21 protein-coding genes and 1 pseudogene are annotated in these 14,926 nt (G+C 54.1%); 11 read left to right on the top strand and 11 right to left on the bottom strand.

Annotated elements, in window-relative coordinates:
- The 4 genes and pseudogenes from NR195_RS05285 to NR195_RS05270 form a co-directional block, all read left to right on the top strand.
- A pseudogene (locus NR195_RS05285) lies at window positions 1-1,028 on the top strand (hypothetical protein); the annotation flags it as partial.
- Window positions 1,029-1,274: 246 nt separating this feature from the next.
- Window positions 1,275-1,586: a hypothetical protein gene (locus NR195_RS05280; protein ID WP_256844210.1), complete on the top strand. Its 312-nt coding sequence runs from the start codon at window positions 1,275-1,277 to the stop codon at window positions 1,584-1,586.
- A gap of 130 nt (window positions 1,587-1,716) precedes the next feature.
- Complete coding sequence (locus tag NR195_RS05275) at window positions 1,717-2,124, top strand: hypothetical protein (RefSeq protein ID WP_256844209.1); 408 nt, start codon at window positions 1,717-1,719, stop codon at window positions 2,122-2,124.
- A gap of 56 nt (window positions 2,125-2,180) precedes the next feature.
- Window positions 2,181-2,318: a hypothetical protein gene (locus NR195_RS05270; protein ID WP_256844208.1), complete on the top strand. Its 138-nt coding sequence runs from the start codon at window positions 2,181-2,183 to the stop codon at window positions 2,316-2,318.
- A gap of 99 nt (window positions 2,319-2,417) precedes the next feature.
- Here NR195_RS05270 and NR195_RS05265 read toward each other — a convergent pair whose 3' ends face one another.
- The gene (locus NR195_RS05265) at window positions 2,418-2,861 is read right to left on the bottom strand and encodes a hypothetical protein (RefSeq protein WP_167861874.1); all 444 of its coding nucleotides are present in this window, start codon (window positions 2,859-2,861) and stop codon (window positions 2,418-2,420) included.
- 390 nt (window positions 2,862-3,251) lie between these two features.
- On the opposite strand from NR195_RS05265, the gene NR195_RS05260 reads away from it, so the two are divergent.
- Window positions 3,252-4,259: a glycosyltransferase family 9 protein gene (locus NR195_RS05260; RefSeq protein WP_187515613.1), complete on the top strand. Its 1,008-nt coding sequence runs from the start codon at window positions 3,252-3,254 to the stop codon at window positions 4,257-4,259.
- Here the strand turns inward: NR195_RS05260 and NR195_RS05255 are convergent.
- The 4 genes from NR195_RS05255 to NR195_RS05240 form a co-directional block, all read right to left on the bottom strand.
- On the bottom strand, window positions 4,253-4,591 hold the full coding sequence (locus NR195_RS05255; RefSeq protein ID WP_122458854.1) for a DUF1493 family protein: 339 nt from the start codon (window positions 4,589-4,591) through the stop codon (window positions 4,253-4,255). The genes NR195_RS05260 and NR195_RS05255 overlap by 7 nt on opposite strands.
- On the bottom strand, window positions 4,591-5,652 hold the full coding sequence (locus NR195_RS05250; protein ID WP_256844207.1) for a glycosyltransferase family 9 protein: 1,062 nt from the start codon (window positions 5,650-5,652) through the stop codon (window positions 4,591-4,593). The genes NR195_RS05255 and NR195_RS05250 overlap by 1 nt, the downstream gene beginning before the upstream one ends.
- 363 nt (window positions 5,653-6,015) lie before the next feature.
- Complete coding sequence (locus tag NR195_RS05245) at window positions 6,016-6,186, bottom strand: hypothetical protein (RefSeq protein ID WP_010246238.1); 171 nt, start codon at window positions 6,184-6,186, stop codon at window positions 6,016-6,018.
- A 169-nt stretch (window positions 6,187-6,355) separates the two neighbouring features.
- The gene (locus NR195_RS05240) at window positions 6,356-6,604 is read right to left on the bottom strand and encodes a YqjD family protein (protein WP_010246235.1); all 249 of its coding nucleotides are present in this window, start codon (window positions 6,602-6,604) and stop codon (window positions 6,356-6,358) included.
- Between the two features lie 212 nt (window positions 6,605-6,816).
- Here NR195_RS05240 and NR195_RS05235 point away from each other — a divergent pair, with 212 nt between their 5' ends.
- Window positions 6,817-7,029: a DUF2767 family protein gene (locus tag NR195_RS05235; RefSeq protein WP_010246232.1), complete on the top strand. Its 213-nt coding sequence runs from the start codon at window positions 6,817-6,819 to the stop codon at window positions 7,027-7,029.
- A 20-nt stretch (window positions 7,030-7,049) separates the two neighbouring features.
- On the opposite strand, the gene NR195_RS05230 is transcribed toward NR195_RS05235, so the two are convergent.
- The 3 genes from NR195_RS05230 to NR195_RS05220 form a co-directional block, all read right to left on the bottom strand.
- Window positions 7,050-8,084, bottom strand: coding sequence for a phosphatase (locus tag NR195_RS05230; protein ID WP_256844206.1), 1,035 nt, complete (start codon window positions 8,082-8,084; stop codon window positions 7,050-7,052).
- Window positions 8,085-8,090: 6 nt separating this feature from the next.
- Window positions 8,091-8,648, bottom strand: a complete 558-nt coding sequence (locus NR195_RS05225; protein ID WP_022625839.1) for a hypothetical protein — start codon at window positions 8,646-8,648, stop codon at window positions 8,091-8,093.
- Between the two features lie 61 nt (window positions 8,649-8,709).
- Window positions 8,710-9,039: a hypothetical protein gene (locus NR195_RS05220; protein ID WP_191938212.1), complete on the bottom strand. Its 330-nt coding sequence runs from the start codon at window positions 9,037-9,039 to the stop codon at window positions 8,710-8,712.
- A 214-nt stretch (window positions 9,040-9,253) separates the two neighbouring features.
- Between NR195_RS05220 and NR195_RS05215 the strand changes: the two genes are divergently transcribed.
- From NR195_RS05215 to NR195_RS05205, 3 genes are all read left to right on the top strand, one after another.
- Entirely contained in the window at window positions 9,254-9,433 is a 180-nt protein-coding gene (locus tag NR195_RS05215) for a hypothetical protein (protein ID WP_256844280.1), read from the top strand.
- Between the two features lie 184 nt (window positions 9,434-9,617).
- A complete protein-coding gene (locus NR195_RS05210; protein WP_010246217.1) occupies window positions 9,618-10,001 on the top strand; it encodes a hypothetical protein in 384 nt (127 codons plus the stop codon).
- 14 nt (window positions 10,002-10,015) lie between these two features.
- Window positions 10,016-10,429: an N-acetyltransferase gene (locus NR195_RS05205; RefSeq protein ID WP_010669877.1), complete on the top strand. Its 414-nt coding sequence runs from the start codon at window positions 10,016-10,018 to the stop codon at window positions 10,427-10,429.
- On the opposite strand, the gene NR195_RS05200 is transcribed toward NR195_RS05205, so the two are convergent.
- Window positions 10,430-11,092 (bottom strand): MBL fold metallo-hydrolase, encoded by a 663-nt coding sequence (locus NR195_RS05200; RefSeq protein ID WP_010246210.1) that lies wholly within the window; start codon window positions 11,090-11,092, stop codon window positions 10,430-10,432. It abuts the gene before it with no gap.
- Window positions 11,093-11,114: 22 nt separating this feature from the next.
- Complete coding sequence (ldcA, locus tag NR195_RS05195) at window positions 11,115-12,038, bottom strand: muramoyltetrapeptide carboxypeptidase (RefSeq protein ID WP_080740521.1); 924 nt, start codon at window positions 12,036-12,038, stop codon at window positions 11,115-11,117.
- Window positions 12,039-12,202: 164 nt separating this feature from the next.
- On the opposite strand from ldcA, the gene emtA reads away from it, so the two are divergent.
- Window positions 12,203-12,832, top strand: a complete 630-nt coding sequence (gene emtA / locus NR195_RS05190) for a membrane-bound lytic murein transglycosylase EmtA (RefSeq protein WP_256844205.1) — start codon at window positions 12,203-12,205, stop codon at window positions 12,830-12,832.
- Here the strand turns inward: emtA and NR195_RS05185 are convergent.
- The gene (locus tag NR195_RS05185; RefSeq protein ID WP_010246202.1) at window positions 12,825-13,799 is read right to left on the bottom strand and encodes a sugar-binding transcriptional regulator; all 975 of its coding nucleotides are present in this window, start codon (window positions 13,797-13,799) and stop codon (window positions 12,825-12,827) included. The two genes, emtA and NR195_RS05185, sit on opposite strands and share 8 nt — an antisense overlap.
- A gap of 184 nt (window positions 13,800-13,983) precedes the next feature.
- Here NR195_RS05185 and NR195_RS05180 point away from each other — a divergent pair, with 184 nt between their 5' ends.
- Window positions 13,984-14,925 (top strand): D-ribose ABC transporter substrate-binding protein, encoded by a 942-nt coding sequence (locus tag NR195_RS05180; protein WP_010246199.1) that lies wholly within the window; start codon window positions 13,984-13,986, stop codon window positions 14,923-14,925.
- The last annotated feature ends 1 nt before the right edge of the window (window position 14,926 follow it).

Here is a 14,926-nt window from a genome sequence, read left to right as displayed (position 1 = left end):
AGCAGGTTCCGCAGGCAACGCCACCGCGTCCACAGTCCGTGCCGGTCGCCCAGAAGGTGCCTGTTGCACCGCAGCAGATCCCGCAGGCAACGCCACCGCGTCCACAGTCCGTGCCGGTCGTCCAGAAGGTGCCTGTTGCACCACAGCAGATCCCGCAGGCAGCGCCACCGCGTCCACAGTCCGTGCCGGTTGCCCAGAAGGAGCCTGTCGCACCGCAGCAGGTTCCACAGGCAACGCCACAGCGTCCACAGTCCGTGCCGGTCGCCCAGAAGGTGCCTGTTGCACCGCAGCAGGTTCCGCAGGCAACGCCTCCACGTCCACAGTCCGTGCCGATCGTCCAGAAGGTGCCTGTTGCACCACAGCAGATCCCGCAGGCAATGCCGGTTAAAACGCCAGCCATTACCGGCAGCACCTATCGCGCAGCCGTTACCGAAATGCAGTCGCATTCGACTCAATCTGTTCCGGTTGCTATTCAGCACAATGCAGCTCGCACCGATACTGACGGGCAGGATATTAGTGCTAATCGTGAAAGCATCCAGACTAATGCAGCTCGCATTGATGCTGAAGGGCAGGATATTAGTATTAATCGCGAAAGCATCCAGACCAACAGCGCTCGTATTAACACAAACGGACAGGCTATTCAGTACAACGCTGCGCGTATTGATACCAATGGACAAGCCATCAGTACAAACCGAGAAAGTATTCAGCACAACAGCGCTCGCATTGATCAAAATAGCGCACGCCTCAATAGCGCTGAGAAAAGCATCAGGCACAACGCAGATCGCATCGATGAAAACAGCAAGAAAATTAAGCAAATTGGCGATAATGCCGCGGCTATGTCTTCACTGCATTTTGATGCGATTCATAATAGCTGGGCGCTTTCTACCGGCACTGCAAACGGCGAAGGTGCAGGCTTCGCGGCTGGCATTCAGAAAGGTGTAACCGAACACTCAGCCGTATCCATCCAGGCTTCTACCGATTCTTACGGTGGCTGGATGGCAGGCGCAGGCGTACACGGGGACTTCTGAAAATGGCCCGCTTCGGCGGGCTGTTTTAGTCGGTGTTGTCAGCGTGAACAAGTGGAATGTGAACACCAGGGGTTAATTCCGGTTTATTGGCGCTGTAATAATTGGTTAGGTTTATTCGGCTTCTGGCGTTCTGTCTGGCAATAACGTTATCGCTTATTGCGCAAGGACTCGCTATTCAGAACTTTGGGAATTTGCCAGGTTTTCATTTTTTATCAGAGTAATGTATTGATTAATAGCGCGCGGTTAATGCGCTGGAGTGAAAGGGCTCTTCTGGCGGCATGTACAGTTTTCATGCTGGGTTTATTCATTTTTAAGCGTCGCGGCATTATCGCAAGCAATTCAGGCAGAGATGTGATGAATACTGAAAAAGTTAAAGCGTGGTTGATGGTGCATGCAAATGGCACTGAGTTAGTCACACAGCATAAAAAGCATGCGCTCACAGTTGCGCAACTGAAATTCTGGACGGTTTATCCATTGATACCTACAGCAGGAAGCCATGTGGTGAACCTTCGAGCCCAGGGCCAGAATAAAGCGCCAGCAATGAATGACAAATGTTAAAGCACAGGGCGATGAACCTTTGTTTTGTGACGTCGACCTGCTGGCAACTAAACATGCTTACTTCCTGCCATTACCTGCGGGCATGCCTGACGAAATTTCATTAATGTTTGAAGCAAAATAGGGCTGTAACATGAAAAAATTTTTGATTGTAGGTGCACTACTTGTGCTGACCGGCTGCTCGTCTTCCGCGTCTCGTATGGCCGGGAGCGAAGCACAAGGCGTAACCCGTGATGCGTGCTATCTGGCTGAACAGAACCGCCAGTTGGCGATGGTGGACGTAGCCGGGAAACAGGCTCTGGAAAATGCACAGTTCGCCCAGGAAGCGCATAAGTCTGCTGCCAAAACGTGGCGGTATAAAGACGTGGTCGTCTCCCGCGATAAACTGGGCATTGTGAGCATAGACGGTAAACCGGCCGTAATGACTGAAGAAAATAAGGGGAATCAGGTCTTTGCGACAGGTATCAGTAATGTGATTTTTTACAAAAACGGTAAAGTCGCATTAATGCAAAATGGCCAGTTTGAGGGCTGGATGAAGTGAGACAGGGTGAAGATTTGAAATTTATTTGCCAACTGTATCAGGAAACAATGCAGGCCATGGAGAAACAGATTCGTGACGAACGTGAAGTGTTTTTTCTGGCCGTAGGGATGTGGAAACAAATCTTTGTCACGCTTGTTTTCGTCGCGGTCACTATTGTCCTGGTCGAATGTCTGCGCTGGAGCAGCACTCACTGACATAAGAGTTAGTTAAACCGGTTTTAAGGGAGCCCGCTTCTCTTTGACACCGAAAGGAGAGGGTTCCTCACAGTGTGCCATTTAATTCTTTCTCTGACGTTATCGAGTCGGGAAACGTGAATCTGGCCTGTCGCGGTCTGGACAGTCTTTTTTCAATTCAGCTTTAATCACGTCGTCTGCGGCATGTTCAGTCAGCCGTTTGAATCTGAATCTGAGTTTCAGTCCGTCATCAGAACAGTTATGCCTTTCTGCAAGCGCTACCGCGGCGCTGTAGGCATTGTAACAACGGGCCACATCCGTCACTTTACGCTGACACTGACTGAACAGCGTAAACGCGGTGTCGGGATGTGCAGTCAGATAGGCAATTTGCGGATTGTTTCTTACCTGGTCAAGGATACCCGGTAAGGTCAGATAACTCAGCAAGATCGCCAGTGTGGTGATGATATAAATAAAATACTTATAAGGCACCGGGTCTCCTTCTTGCTGGCGCAGTTTTTTTACCGAGCGCGGATGGTGACAGACTGTCGCTAAATACGATATCAACCAAAGCGTAAAACCCGTTCCCTGACACGAAGCTCAGCGATTGTCCACCAGGCAGACTGGTGTAAACTGCTTTGCAGGTTAATAGTCACAGTAGCAATTATTGTTAAGTCCGGCGTGCCGCATAATGAGATGATTCTTACGCCCCTTCAAGAGCTAAGCCATTACGAGTGCCGGAGATAAGCGCCGGATGGGGCATGCTTCTTTTCTTGTTCTGTCAGCTCTGCCGCCTGTCTTCTCTCTCCCCAGCCAGATCTATTTCTGCTGTTCCCGTCAGGGAACCATCCGCAATCCACGCTGACTAATGGCTGACGTATGCCGTCACGTTTATCCCATCAACGGGAAACGCTGTGATGTGTTTCATGTTTAGCCTTTGCGCAGAGGATGTCAGACATGCGGTTTTTAATTATTTGTCGGGATAATATTGGCGACACCTTACTGACCACGCCGCTGATTAGTGCGCTGGCGCAATCGGGGCAGCATCAGGTCGACGTGCTGACTAACAATTACGCTGCGCCAGTGTTGCAGCATAATCCCGATATCCGGCAGCTCTTCTATTACACCAAACTGCATCACCGTGAGGCAGGGCAGGGACGACTGGCCTGTGTATTACAGCGACTGAAGCTGATGCTGACCCTGAAAAAACAGCGTTACGATGTGGTGATTCTGGCAAAAAGCCGCTGGGATCAGCATGGCCTGAAGTGGGTTAAAACAGTGCGTCCTGCCAGAGTGATCGCCCTGGGCCATCCCCATCCGCTGATTACCGATCTGTTGCCGCCACCCAGCCAGTCGCCGTGTCATATCAGTGAAACCCTGTTTAGCCTGGGGCGGCCTTTCAATCTCAGCGCCACAGCGCCAGGCAAACTGACGCTGCTACCGGATGCGGCAATCGCGGCCAGCCTGCGTGACAGCTGTGCAATTGATCCCGCTGTTCCCGTCTATGCATTGCAAATCAGCGCCCGCAAGCCGAGCCAGCAGTGGGAAGCCGCGCGGTTTGCCGGGCTGGCTGAAAAAATCGCGGCGCGTCATTCCTGCCAGATAATGCTGCTCTGGTCACCCGGCAGCCGTGATAATCCGCGTCATCCGGGAGATGATGAAAAAGCGCGTGAAATTATGGCGCTCTGCCCGCATCTGCCAATCAAAGCGGTGGCAACCACCAGCCTGCCGCAGTTGATTGCAGCAATGTCGTTGTGTCAGGGGCTGGTGAGCAGTGATGGCGGGGCAATGCACATTGGTGCGGCGCTGGGATTGCCGGTCGTCGCGCTGTTTGGCGACAGCGATCCGGCATGCTGGCATCCGTGGCAGGTTAACTATCAGGTGCTGCAACCGGCGTCACGTGAGGTCAATGCGCTGAGCAGCAGCGAGGTCTACGACGCCTTCGCCCATACCATTACTCAGTAATCCTCTTCAGGCCAGCGTCCCAGTCTGGCCGCTTCACACAGCATGGCGACCGTCAGTGGACGATAAGGCTGTGCTGTGCCCGCAGTAAACCAGTTTGCCACTGCAAAGCGCCGTCGGCGCGGCTCCGGAAAATAGCGGGCGTCATCATACTGTTCTGAACAGACGCCGAAAGTGATAAAAAAATCACTCATCAGAATGGCAAAGTCCACTTCACTCAGCGGTAACTGCTGCAGATGAAATCCTGCCCGATCCACTTTCCGGAACCAGCCCAGTGCGGTTGGCTGATTGTGGTGCTCAATCAGCGCAATGATGGATTGAGAAAGGTCGTTCATTACCCCACCAGTTTCGCCACGGCCTGCCCGACCTCATCGGCCTTGATCGTTGCCATCGGATGCTGTGAGGCGGTTTTATCCGGGCGGTGAATAATGATGTGCCGATCGCTGTCCTGGCAGGGACCGGTATAACGCGGATTGGCGGTCGAGAACAGGCTGACCGTCGGCGTTTGCGCGGCCACGGCGATGTGCAGTGGACCGGTGTCCCCGGTAACCAGCACATCCAGCGTGCGAATCAGGCTAATCAGGCCGCTGAGATTCGTTTTACCCGCCATCGGGGTCACACGCTGACGGTAGTGCAGGGGCAGGCTTTCAATAAATTCCTGCTCAAGAGGCTGCTCAGCGGCGGTGCCGGTAACGATAATTTCCGTGTCAGGCCAGCGTTCAAGCAAGGCTGTCGCCAGCTGGCTGAAGGAGGCCAGCGGCCAGCGGCGAATATCTTTTGATGCCCCTAACTGAAAACCGATACGGCGATGGTCAGCCTTTGCAGTCGGACTGTTGTTCAGTGCTGGAAGGTGCATCCGGGTTTGCTCTGTCTCTGCGCCCAGGACTTCAATCAGTTTCAGCTTACGCTTGATGGTATGGTCGTCAAAATAGCCTGAATAGTGATCGAGATATTTATTTAGCAGAGGCGACTCTCGGCCGTAATGATCGCGCACAATCACCTTACTGCCGGTCAGTACCGAGCTCATAATATCGTAGGGGAAATGGGCGTGTAATATTACTGACAGGTCAGGTTTCTGACGGCGCAGTTTGAAAAAAAGCGGCAGGAAATTCGCCAGTTTGTTATCCCAGATATAGATCTTATCAAACCAGTTATAACGGCTGACGAGATCCTTATTTTTCTTGCTGGAAACCAGAATAAATTTGCTGGTGGGAAAGCGATTTTTCAGGCTCCAGATAGCCGGCGTATTCATCAGAAAGTCGCCCAGTGCCGTGGTGGAGTAAATCACCACTGTCTGTGGGGCCAGGTCGTGCAAGGCCTGTAGTTTTGTTCTGCTGGAAAATCGAGAATAGAGCGTTAAAAGTCGGTCTATCAGATAAATCTTTTTTTTCTTCACGTCTGAATTCTCTTAAACGTATCAATAATATTTAACAAAAGGTGTTGTGAGTTATTAGAGAATATTTCTGCGACTAAAGTTCATTATTAAGGTTTATTTTTTCGCTGCCGTAGAAATTTCGTTTAAATTGTTTCCACAATTTTAATGTTGTTTATTCTGGGTATATATACAGAATTGTGTAAAAGAAGTAAGAGATTATTAAAAAGAGATGGGATGATTCTTATAAAAAGGAAAGTATGGAAAATACTCTGATTTCGGCCATAACTAATAGCAGGTTAATTATTAGCGGAATTATTCTATGACTTCTATCTATTAAAAAACATGCGATAAAACAAACCCCGGCACGTGTGCCGGGGCAGGGTATTACGACTGTGGCTGACCCACCGGGCCTGAACCCAGCGTACCGCCCGGTGACGACTGACCGCTTGGTGCATGAGGGCGGCCATCATCTTTAATTGCGTCGCTCTTCTGCGAGCAGCCCGCCAGAGAGGTTAAGGTCGCTGCAACCAGCAGCAGGGCAGGAATTGTTTTCATAAGGTCACCTTGATGTTGTCAGAAAGAGACGAAACCAGACTAAGCATAGATACTTACCGCACTCTGGCCTGAAAAGGCTTATCTTTCAGATGTTTCTCAGCCGGCGGAGGGCGGCCTGGCAAAAAAAAACGGAAGCCAGTGGCTCCCGTTCTGTTGACGTTCAGCGCTATTACTTGCGGCCCAGCAGGAAGCCGATAAATACGCCAACGCCTGCAGCAACGGCCAGACCTGCAACAGGATTGGATTGAACCTGATCCTTGATACAGTCAGCAGCATCGCGGGCAGCATAGCTTGCCTGGTTGGTGTAACGGCGTGCTGCGCCTTTAGCCTGATGCTCAGATGAACCGGTTGCTGCACCCCATTGTTCCTGAACTGCGCCAGCGGCTTCTTTTACTTTATCTTCGATTTTTCCTGACATTTATTGCTCCTTGGTTTTGAGTGAGACCCTCAAAGCGTAGCAAAGATAGTGAATTCTGCTCCTCCAGCGGAGGAAAATGGGCTAAAAAATCATTTCTGGCTGTTAATGGCGCTGCGTTTGCGGGTAAGGGATTTACTGTCTAGCCTTTGGAAAGAGAGGCGCACTCAGGCGCTGCCACAGCCATAGCCAAAGCTACAGCCGGAGGATAAGCAATGAAACGTGATGCACTGAATGATGACGACTATGACGAAGTCTGCCGGGTCATTGGCGATGCGGTCATTGTGCTGTCGGAGCGCGGCCATGACACCCGCCGTGGCGAAATCTACGACCTGCTTAAACGTATACGTCAGCAGCGGGCCCACAGTGAACGGGATGAGCAGCGGATGCTGGATCATGCTATCCGGCTGATTAAGCCTGAGGTATAGCATAGTGCGGAAACGCTGCGCTACTGCAGCAGCACGCCCTGAATCAGACTGGCCTCAACAATCGTAACCTCATTAATTTTCAGCGCCTGCATATAACCTTCAACCAGTAAGAGATTGCTGACATCAGTGGCCCGGTAGTCGCCCGGGAGTTCACTGTCGCCTTTCCAGACCTGCTGCTGCGACAGCTGGCTTAATGTCGTCAGGCTGTAACGATGGGGTTTGCCCGGTAACTGATGGCGGATTGAAAAACCATGGACGCCGCCGATGCCAATGACCCGACGGCTCGCCAGATCCTGTTTAATCTGCGGGCTGACCTCATTAGCGGCATAAAATTGCACAAAGCGCAGTACCGACTGACGCCAGGAGCCAATCGGATTAGGGGATTTGGCCTCCGGGCTGTTCTTCAGCACCGTCAGAATAAAGTTTTTCAGCGTCACCGAGGCCAGTTTGCCCTGATAGATATCTGCAACCGCCTGACCCGCCTGCTGTCGCCAGGCAGTCATCTGCATCGATCCCCCACCAATATCCCAGACCAGCAGTTGCTCATCACGGATCGCCGGATCGTTAAGCGCGGCTTTAGCAGAGAGGAAACCGAGTTTCGCTTCCTGCTGCTGCGAGATGATGCTGATTTGCGCACCGGTCTGGCGCTGCAACTGATCGATGACCGCCTGTCCGTTGCTGGCGTTGCGGAACACCGCAGTGGCAACGCCGCTGATCCGCTGTGGATGAAAGCGCTGTGCCTGCGTTAAAAGCTGCTGCAGGGCGGCGGCACCTTCATGAGTCATCGCCGGGCTGAGCTGATTATCTGTTGAATGCGCTAAGGCCTCGTTCCAGGCCACGGCGCGCTGATCCTGATACATCATCTTTTCGATGCGCAGCTGGCAGACATTGACACGGGCTACCGCAATTTTGGTGGTGCCGGAACCGATATCCAGACCGGCGCGAATTTGCTGGCAACGATCGGCCTGGACAGCAGCGGCAAAAAACAGTGAGCAGAACAGCGTGACAGCAGACAGCAGACAGCGCAGCAGAACGCATAGCGACTCCGGGTGCAATGAGGATCAGAGTGAACGGGCGGCGACGCAGGCCGGATAGACGCTCACCAGGAAGTGACGCAGATGATCAAAACACCATTCGGCGTCATCCGCCTGCGGGCAATAGAACTGAATAGTGATCTTTTCATAATCGCGCTGACGCTGGCGCAGCGGCGACCAGCTCCAGTCGAGTACCGAGCGGGCATAATTGACCAGCGTCTCCGCGGGCATCTGATGTTGCTGCTCCTGCCCGGTCAGGTAGCGATAAAAGTTCGCTTCCAGCTGCAGCGCCTCCTCAAAGCCGTGTTGCGGCAGGTCGGGACGAAAAGCCACATCGATAAAGCCACAGACCGCATCTGCCTGCTGCTGCCAGTCGCAGGCCAGGGTCATAAACAGCCCCTCCTGCAGATTGATCTCCTCGACCAGCCGCCGCAGATTCACTGAATGGTTCAGCACCGCGATCTCCTCAAGGCGACCTGTTTCCAGCGTCAGATCAAAGCCACAGGGATTCACGGAGCCATCCGCATTGCGGGTGGCGGGGAAGGGGAAGTCGATATAACCGTTGTTATCCAGACGCTTTTCCATCGGGGAGACCTGCTGCTTGACGTTTCCTGACAATAAACCATCTGGCAGCAGGATTCATCCCTTATGGACAGGTCCAGGTGATTTGGGTGTCCTGGTAAGGGTTGATCAGGCGGAACTGCTTATCTGACAGGCGCTGCGCGTAATAGCCCTCAGGCGTGACGGCGGAGGGAACATATTTAAAGCGATCCAGCGACTGCAGCGGGCCACTCTTAACGCTGACCTTATCCCGGGTCACGGTGAAGCTATTAACCAGATCAAAAATCACGCCCTGGGTATGCCCCATCGACTGACCATAAATTGTCGAGACCTCACCCGGACATTCCACCCCTTTCGGGCCAGATGAACATCCAGTCATCATCGCAATGAGGATAAAAATGCTGAGACGCATCATGATTTTCTACCTGCTTCAATCCCTGGGAGTTTCGTGGCGCAGAGTCTATCCTGCTGCGTCACTGATTACTTAATCATAGCAGTTTACGCTGCGCTTCCTGTTTGTGATTTGTTTAATCGTTAAGCAACAGGAATGTAAAAGGGTGACTTTGCTTATCAATAAACGTTATTCTTGGCTCCTTTGCGCACCACTTAGGCAAATTCAGGGATAAATGATGAACGAAGAAGAAGCAAGTCTAATGATTATTCGCCATGCGATTGGCCAGTTAGAAGCCGATAAGAAGCAACAGGTGATCGCTTGTTCAGCGGATATACGTGCAGCAATGCAGGCTTACGATAGCGAGAATGCCGGGCTGGCACTGATGTTAGTGGCCGCCGAGGTAGCAGCCGAATAATCATATCCGGTCAGTGTGGCAGCCTGTTACGCTGGCCGGATTACTTTATTTTTTCTCAACTTTCAGATTTCTTCGCACGCCGATTCTATCTTTCAATGGTCTTGCTGCGGGTTGCCCCGCGTCCCTTCTCCGTCCTGTGATGTGTTAAGCTAAAAAATCTCAATAAAATCAGCGGAGAAACAGCATGAAGGCAGCATTAATTGCCCTGGGCCTGCTGGCCTGTCACATCGCACCCGCCTGGAGCGAGACGGAATTTCAGCTTAACTGTCCCGGCCGGACAACCATGACCGTTTCGCGTGCCGAATATGGGTTAACCACGTTAATGTGGCCGCCGGGGCATTTCCAGATTGCTGCCGGTCAGCAGCGTACCCGTTTAGAGGCGGGTGATAAGGTGGCGATTACCCGCTTTCGCAATGGCGATCAGCTGATTGTGAACCAGCGCAGCCAGGCGACCTTTTTTGTCTACCGCGACAGCGATAAACTGCTGCCCTGCAGCCGCAGCGAAAAACGCGATGTTGATGCGTTGAGCCTGGAGCGCTACGACGATCGTCAGCACTCCGACACTTAACCCACGGAGCCACTATGCAACCCGAGATTACCGACAAGGTCACGACGCAGGATCTGGATGAAGTCAGGCTGGGTCTGACTGCGTTCAACAGCAAATATATTAATATTGATGAGATCAGATCGATCGGCGTGTTTATTCGTGATGACCAGGGCAGAAAGCTGGCCGGACTGACCGGATCAACCGCCGGAAACTGGCTGCGGATCGATATGCTGTGGGTGAGTGAGGCGCTACGCGGGCAGGGGGCGGGCAGTAAGCTGATGCAGGCGGCAGAGCAGGAGGCGCGGGATCGCGGCTGCCGCTTTGCCCAGGTGGATACCGCCAGTTTTCAGGCGCGACCGTTTTATGAAAAGCTCGGCTATACGCTGCGCTTCAGCCTGGATAACTATCCGCGGCATCATCAGCGCCACTATCTGACGAAAGCCCTGTAATCAGAATAATGGTTGCTGACGCAAATCCAGCGGATGCTGTTCTGCTTCATCAATCGCGGCCAGCCAGCTCTGCAGCGTAACTTTTTTCCAGGAGAGATGCCCGCGCGTGGTACTCATCAGCACCACGTCGGGACGCAGGGAGCGGTAAAACTCCAGCGTCTGGCTCAGCTCAGCCGGATTACTGTCCGGCACCAGCACCGTGATCCAGCGGTCATGCGAACGCGTCACGGTATCGCCAACAAACAGATAGGTCAGCCCCAGCGGCGAGGTGTAGAGATAGCTGCAACTGCCCGGTGTGTGTCCTGGCGTTGGCAGCAGATGGAAATCCCCGAAGTGCGTCTCCTGCTGCGAAAAGGTGTCATCAGGCTCAGCAAAACGGCTGATGGGGCCTAGCGAGCGGCTATGGCAGTAAAGTGCGCTGCTGAAGCGCTGCTGGATCAGCGCCGCACCGGGCGCGGATTCATGCCAGTGGGTGAGGTAGTGGCGGATCACGCCGCCGGTATCGGCCATGACTTCATGATCGAGCGGATTTTCTACGCGGCCAATCAACAGATTGCCGCGCGGGTGACGCAGCATAAAGCCATGCATCATCAGGTCATTAACGGCATCTTCCACCGGAAATTCCGGGGTTGAGATCCACAAATCGTCATACAACGGCTTCAATGTCGATCTCCTGAAACAAACGCTATTCCCGCAGGACGGGATGCCCGGTCGCCTGCAAACGGGCGTGGCCCTGGCTGACCGCTAATCGTGCGCTGGCACCCAAAGGCAGTGTTACGGTGTCAGCGGCATGACCAAAATCTAATCCACAAATCAGCGGCAGACCGGTGGTGTCACGCAGTCGCTGCCAGACGGTGCTGAAGTCAAACCCGTTGTCATATTCTGTCAGGGCTGTACTGGTGAAGCTGCCGGTAACGATCGCCCGCTGTCGCGCCAGAATGCCGCTCTGCTGCAGCTGAATCAGCATGCGTTCAATGCGGAACGGATGCTCATTCACATCCTCAATCACCAGAATGCCGTTCTCAAACTGCGGCATCCACGGCGTGCCAATCAGTGAGCAGATCATCGCCAGATTCCCGCCCCACAGCGTACCCTGCCATTCACCCTCGTCAGGCGTTTCGCTTTGCCATGTCACCTCTACTGTAGGTGAAGTCAGTGCCTGCCAGAAGTGGTGAAGGGTAAATTCAGATAAGGTCGCGGCGCCGAAGTTACCGGCCAGCATCGGTGCGCTGAAGGTAATCAGGCCGACCTGCGCCAGCAGCGCCAGCTGAATCGCGGTGAAGTCGCTGTGGCCGCACAGCGCCAGCGGCTGATTCAGCAGACGGCGTTGCAGGCCGATGTAGTCGATGGACTCCAGTAACCGGCTGGCACCATAACCGCCTCGCACCGCCAGCACCACATCGGGCAGCGTGCTGAGACTGGCAAGCTGGTTGATATCCGCCAGGCGCTCCGCGTCCGTACCGGCGAAGCGCTGAAAACGGCGGGTGATCACCTGCTCGTTCTCTACCTGATGGCCGGCCGCACGCAGTCGTGCAATGCCCTGCAGCGCCGCAGACTGATTGTGACAGTAACCGGAGGGGGAGATAAGACGAACTGAACGTGAAATCATCATACTTTCCTGCTGTTAGCGCCTGACTGACGGCGATGATGGCGAAAAGCGCCGCTGAAGTCACGGTACGCGCCGCATTTTCATGCATTTAGGATAAACGGTAATTTTGCTCTCAGGCTGCCTGGGTATGATAGCATTCGCCACAACAGCTACGAGATGAAAAATTGCTGAAAATCCGACACCTTATACTCTCAGCGTTACTCCTGACCGGCTGTGCCAGCGAGTCACCGCACCATGCAGTTAAGCAGCGCAACACGCCATTAACTCAGGCACCGCCCTCCAGCGTCAATGGCACCTGGGCGATGTTTACCGAAGATGCCGCCAGTCATTATGGCGTTGATGAGAAGTTGATCAGCGCCATTATCAGTGTCGAGTCGGGTGGAAATCCGGGCGTGGTGAGCCGTTCAAATGCGGTGGGGCTGATGCAGATTAAAGCTTCGACCGCCGGGCGCGAAGTTTATCGCACGCTGGGCCGTCGTGGTCAGCCGTCGAATGCCGAGTTGCGCGATCCGGCCAAAAATATTGATATCGGCACCGCCTATATCCGCATTCTGCAGAACTCCGCGCTGTCGGGCATCCGCGATCCGCTGACCCTGCGCTATGCCACCATCGTCTCTTATGCCAACGGCGCAGGGGCGTTACTGCGGACTTTCTCCAGCGATCGCGATCGGGCCATTGCGATGATCAATGCGATGTCACCGGATGAGTTCTATCAGCATGTGCAGAACAAGCATCCGGCGGCGCAGGCCCCGCGCTATCTGTGGAAAGTCACCACGGCTTACCGCACTATCTGACCGGTTGTGATGAATCCTGCGGCGTGAGCAGTAGCCGCGCCGTGGGATAGTCGATGATCAGCACCTTGATGTAGCCGCCCAGCAGCGCACCGCGAATCGCCTGCGCTTTCTCTCTTCCGCCTGCCAGCCCGACCACCTGTGGACACTGTTTCACCTGCGCCAGCTCCATACCAATCACCGGATCTTCTTCTGCTTTCAGCACCGGCTGTCCGCAGGCGTCGAAATAGTGCAGACAGATATCGCCTACCGCACCGCGCGCCGCCAGCGTCTGTAGCATCCTGCCATCGTAGTAGTTGCCCGAATTACGTAACAGCGCCGACGGCTCCAGATCGCCAATGCCGACAATCGCCAGGTCGACCTGCTCAAATTTACTCAGCACCTCGGCGACCTCCGCGTTGGCAGAGAGCCGCTGGCGATCGCTGACCGAATGCTCAATCGACTGCGACGGCAGCAGCCAGGCGGGGCAGTTCAGCAGCGCCGCCAGATTTTGCGTCAGAATCGTGGCCTGCACATTGCCGTTAGCCCCGACGCCACCCAGCAGCTGGATCACCCCTTTGCAGGCGCTGTTGAGCGGATGCAGCGCATCCACCATCGCCCGGATCGTGCCGCTCCATGACGAAATACCAATCAGCTCATCGTTTCGCAGTCGGGTCTCCAGATAGTGAGCGGCCGCCGATCCAATCGCCTGCTTAATCTGCAGCGACGACGCCTGGTCCGGCACATCCACCACAATCGCCTGCGGCAGGTTATAGGTCTGCTCAATGGCCTTTTCCAGCTCAGGGTAGACGTTGGCTGGTGGCACCACGCTGATCTTGACCACACCTTCTTTCACGCTGCGATTAAGAATGCGTGAGACAAACGACTGCGATAAGGTCAGCGACTGCGCAATCTCTGACTGCTTCAAGCCTTCGACATAGTAAAGGGTGGCAATCTTCACCATCAGTCGCTGTTCATCCTGTTTTGCCATCGGTTTTTCCCTCTCTGATTCTGCCCGGTATTGTTAACCAGGATGATCAAAATCACAACGCAGGCTAATTTGTGATCGTTTTCGCTTTTTGACGATCGCGCATTGGACGGCACGTCAGCGCGGGCGCATAGTCATTATGCATATAAAATCGCGTGTGAATATATATTCAAAGCGGAGAAAAATAATGACTCGTCCTCTGATCAAACTGACCCTGCTCGCATCGATGCTCGCCTTTTCAGCGACCGCGCTGGCGGCAGAGCAAGGCCTGCTGGCGATTATCACCCCATCCCATGACAACCCGTTCTTTAAAGCCGAGGCGGAAGGGGCCTTAGCGAAAGCCAAAGAGCTGGGTTACGCCACGCTGGTGGCATCGCACGATGATGACGTAAACAAGCAAAACCAGCTGATTGAGACCGCGATTGCGCGCAAAGCCAAAGCGATCATTCTTGATAACGCTGGTGCCGACGCCACCGTCGGGCCGGTGCAGAAAGCCAAAGATGCCGGGATCCCGACCTTCCTGATTGACCGGGAGATCAACAAAACCGGCATCGCGGTAGCGCAGATCGTCTCTAACAACTATCAGGGGGCGCAGCTGGGCGCGGAGAAATTTGCGAAATTGCTGGGCGGCAAAGGGGACTATGTTGAACTGCTGGGCAAAGAGTCTGACACCAACGCGGGCGTGCGGTCGCAGGGCTATCACGATGTGCTGGATGACTACAGCGACATGAAAATGGTGGCTCAGCAGAGCGCCAACTGGAGCCAGACCGAAGCCTTCAGCCGCATGGAAACCCTGCTGCAGAAACACCCCAACATCGTGGGCGTCATCTCCGGTAACGACACCATGGCGCTGGGTGCCGAAGCCGCGCTGAAAGCCGCCGGGAAAACATCGGTGATCGTGGTGGGCTTTGATGGCAGCGACTACACCCGGGATTCGATCCTCAACAAAGGCAATATTAAAGCGACGGTGCTGCAGCCGGGCTGGGATCAGGCGCAGATGGCGGTCACGCAGGCGGATTACTACCTGAAGAACGGCAAAGCGCAGAAACAGGAGAAGCAGCTGATGGACTGCGTGCTGATTGACGACAGCAACGCCGCTAAGCTGAAAAACTTCAACCTGGCGAAATAAC

This window comes from Pantoea sp. Ft-CA_14 (assembly GCF_024520875.1).
GTDB classification, from domain to species: Bacteria; Pseudomonadota; Gammaproteobacteria; order Enterobacterales; family Enterobacteriaceae; genus Pantoea; species Pantoea agglomerans.
The sequence above is the reverse complement of the archived record's forward strand: the minus strand, read 5'-3'. Positions and strand labels throughout refer to the sequence as shown.

Excerpts from the sequence above, each read along its gene's own strand:
- NR195_RS05225 (WP_022625839.1), bottom strand. The coding sequence starts at position 8,648 with ATGGAAAAGCGTCTGGATAACAACGGTTATATCGACTTCCCCTTCCCC.
- NR195_RS05210 (WP_010246217.1), top strand. The coding sequence starts at position 9,618 with ATGAAGGCAGCATTAATTGCCCTGGGCCTGCTGGCCTGTCACATCGCA.
- NR195_RS05205 (WP_010669877.1), top strand. The coding sequence starts at position 10,016 with ATGCAACCCGAGATTACCGACAAGGTCACGACGCAGGATCTGGATGAA.
- NR195_RS05235 (WP_010246232.1), top strand. The coding sequence starts at position 6,817 with ATGAAACGTGATGCACTGAATGATGACGACTATGACGAAGTCTGCCGG.
- NR195_RS05255 (WP_122458854.1), bottom strand. The coding sequence starts at position 4,591 with ATGAACGACCTTTCTCAATCCATCATTGCGCTGATTGAGCACCACAAT.
- ldcA (WP_080740521.1), bottom strand. The coding sequence starts at position 12,038 with ATGATTTCACGTTCAGTTCGTCTTATCTCCCCCTCCGGTTACTGTCAC.
- NR195_RS05185 (WP_010246202.1), bottom strand. The coding sequence starts at position 13,799 with ATGGCAAAACAGGATGAACAGCGACTGATGGTGAAGATTGCCACCCTT.
- NR195_RS05180 (WP_010246199.1), top strand. The coding sequence starts at position 13,984 with ATGACTCGTCCTCTGATCAAACTGACCCTGCTCGCATCGATGCTCGCC.
- NR195_RS05275 (WP_256844209.1), top strand. The coding sequence starts at position 1,717 with ATGAAAAAATTTTTGATTGTAGGTGCACTACTTGTGCTGACCGGCTGC.
- NR195_RS05260 (WP_187515613.1), top strand. The coding sequence starts at position 3,252 with ATGCGGTTTTTAATTATTTGTCGGGATAATATTGGCGACACCTTACTG.
- NR195_RS05240 (WP_010246235.1), bottom strand. The coding sequence starts at position 6,604 with ATGTCAGGAAAAATCGAAGATAAAGTAAAAGAAGCCGCTGGCGCAGTT.
- NR195_RS05280 (WP_256844210.1), top strand. The coding sequence starts at position 1,275 with ATGCGCTGGAGTGAAAGGGCTCTTCTGGCGGCATGTACAGTTTTCATG.
- NR195_RS05270 (WP_256844208.1), top strand. The coding sequence starts at position 2,181 with ATGGAGAAACAGATTCGTGACGAACGTGAAGTGTTTTTTCTGGCCGTA.
- NR195_RS05215 (WP_256844280.1), top strand. The coding sequence starts at position 9,254 with ATGAACGAAGAAGAAGCAAGTCTAATGATTATTCGCCATGCGATTGGC.
- NR195_RS05220 (WP_191938212.1), bottom strand. The coding sequence starts at position 9,039 with ATGATGCGTCTCAGCATTTTTATCCTCATTGCGATGATGACTGGATGT.
- NR195_RS05245 (WP_010246238.1), bottom strand. The coding sequence starts at position 6,186 with ATGAAAACAATTCCTGCCCTGCTGCTGGTTGCAGCGACCTTAACCTCT.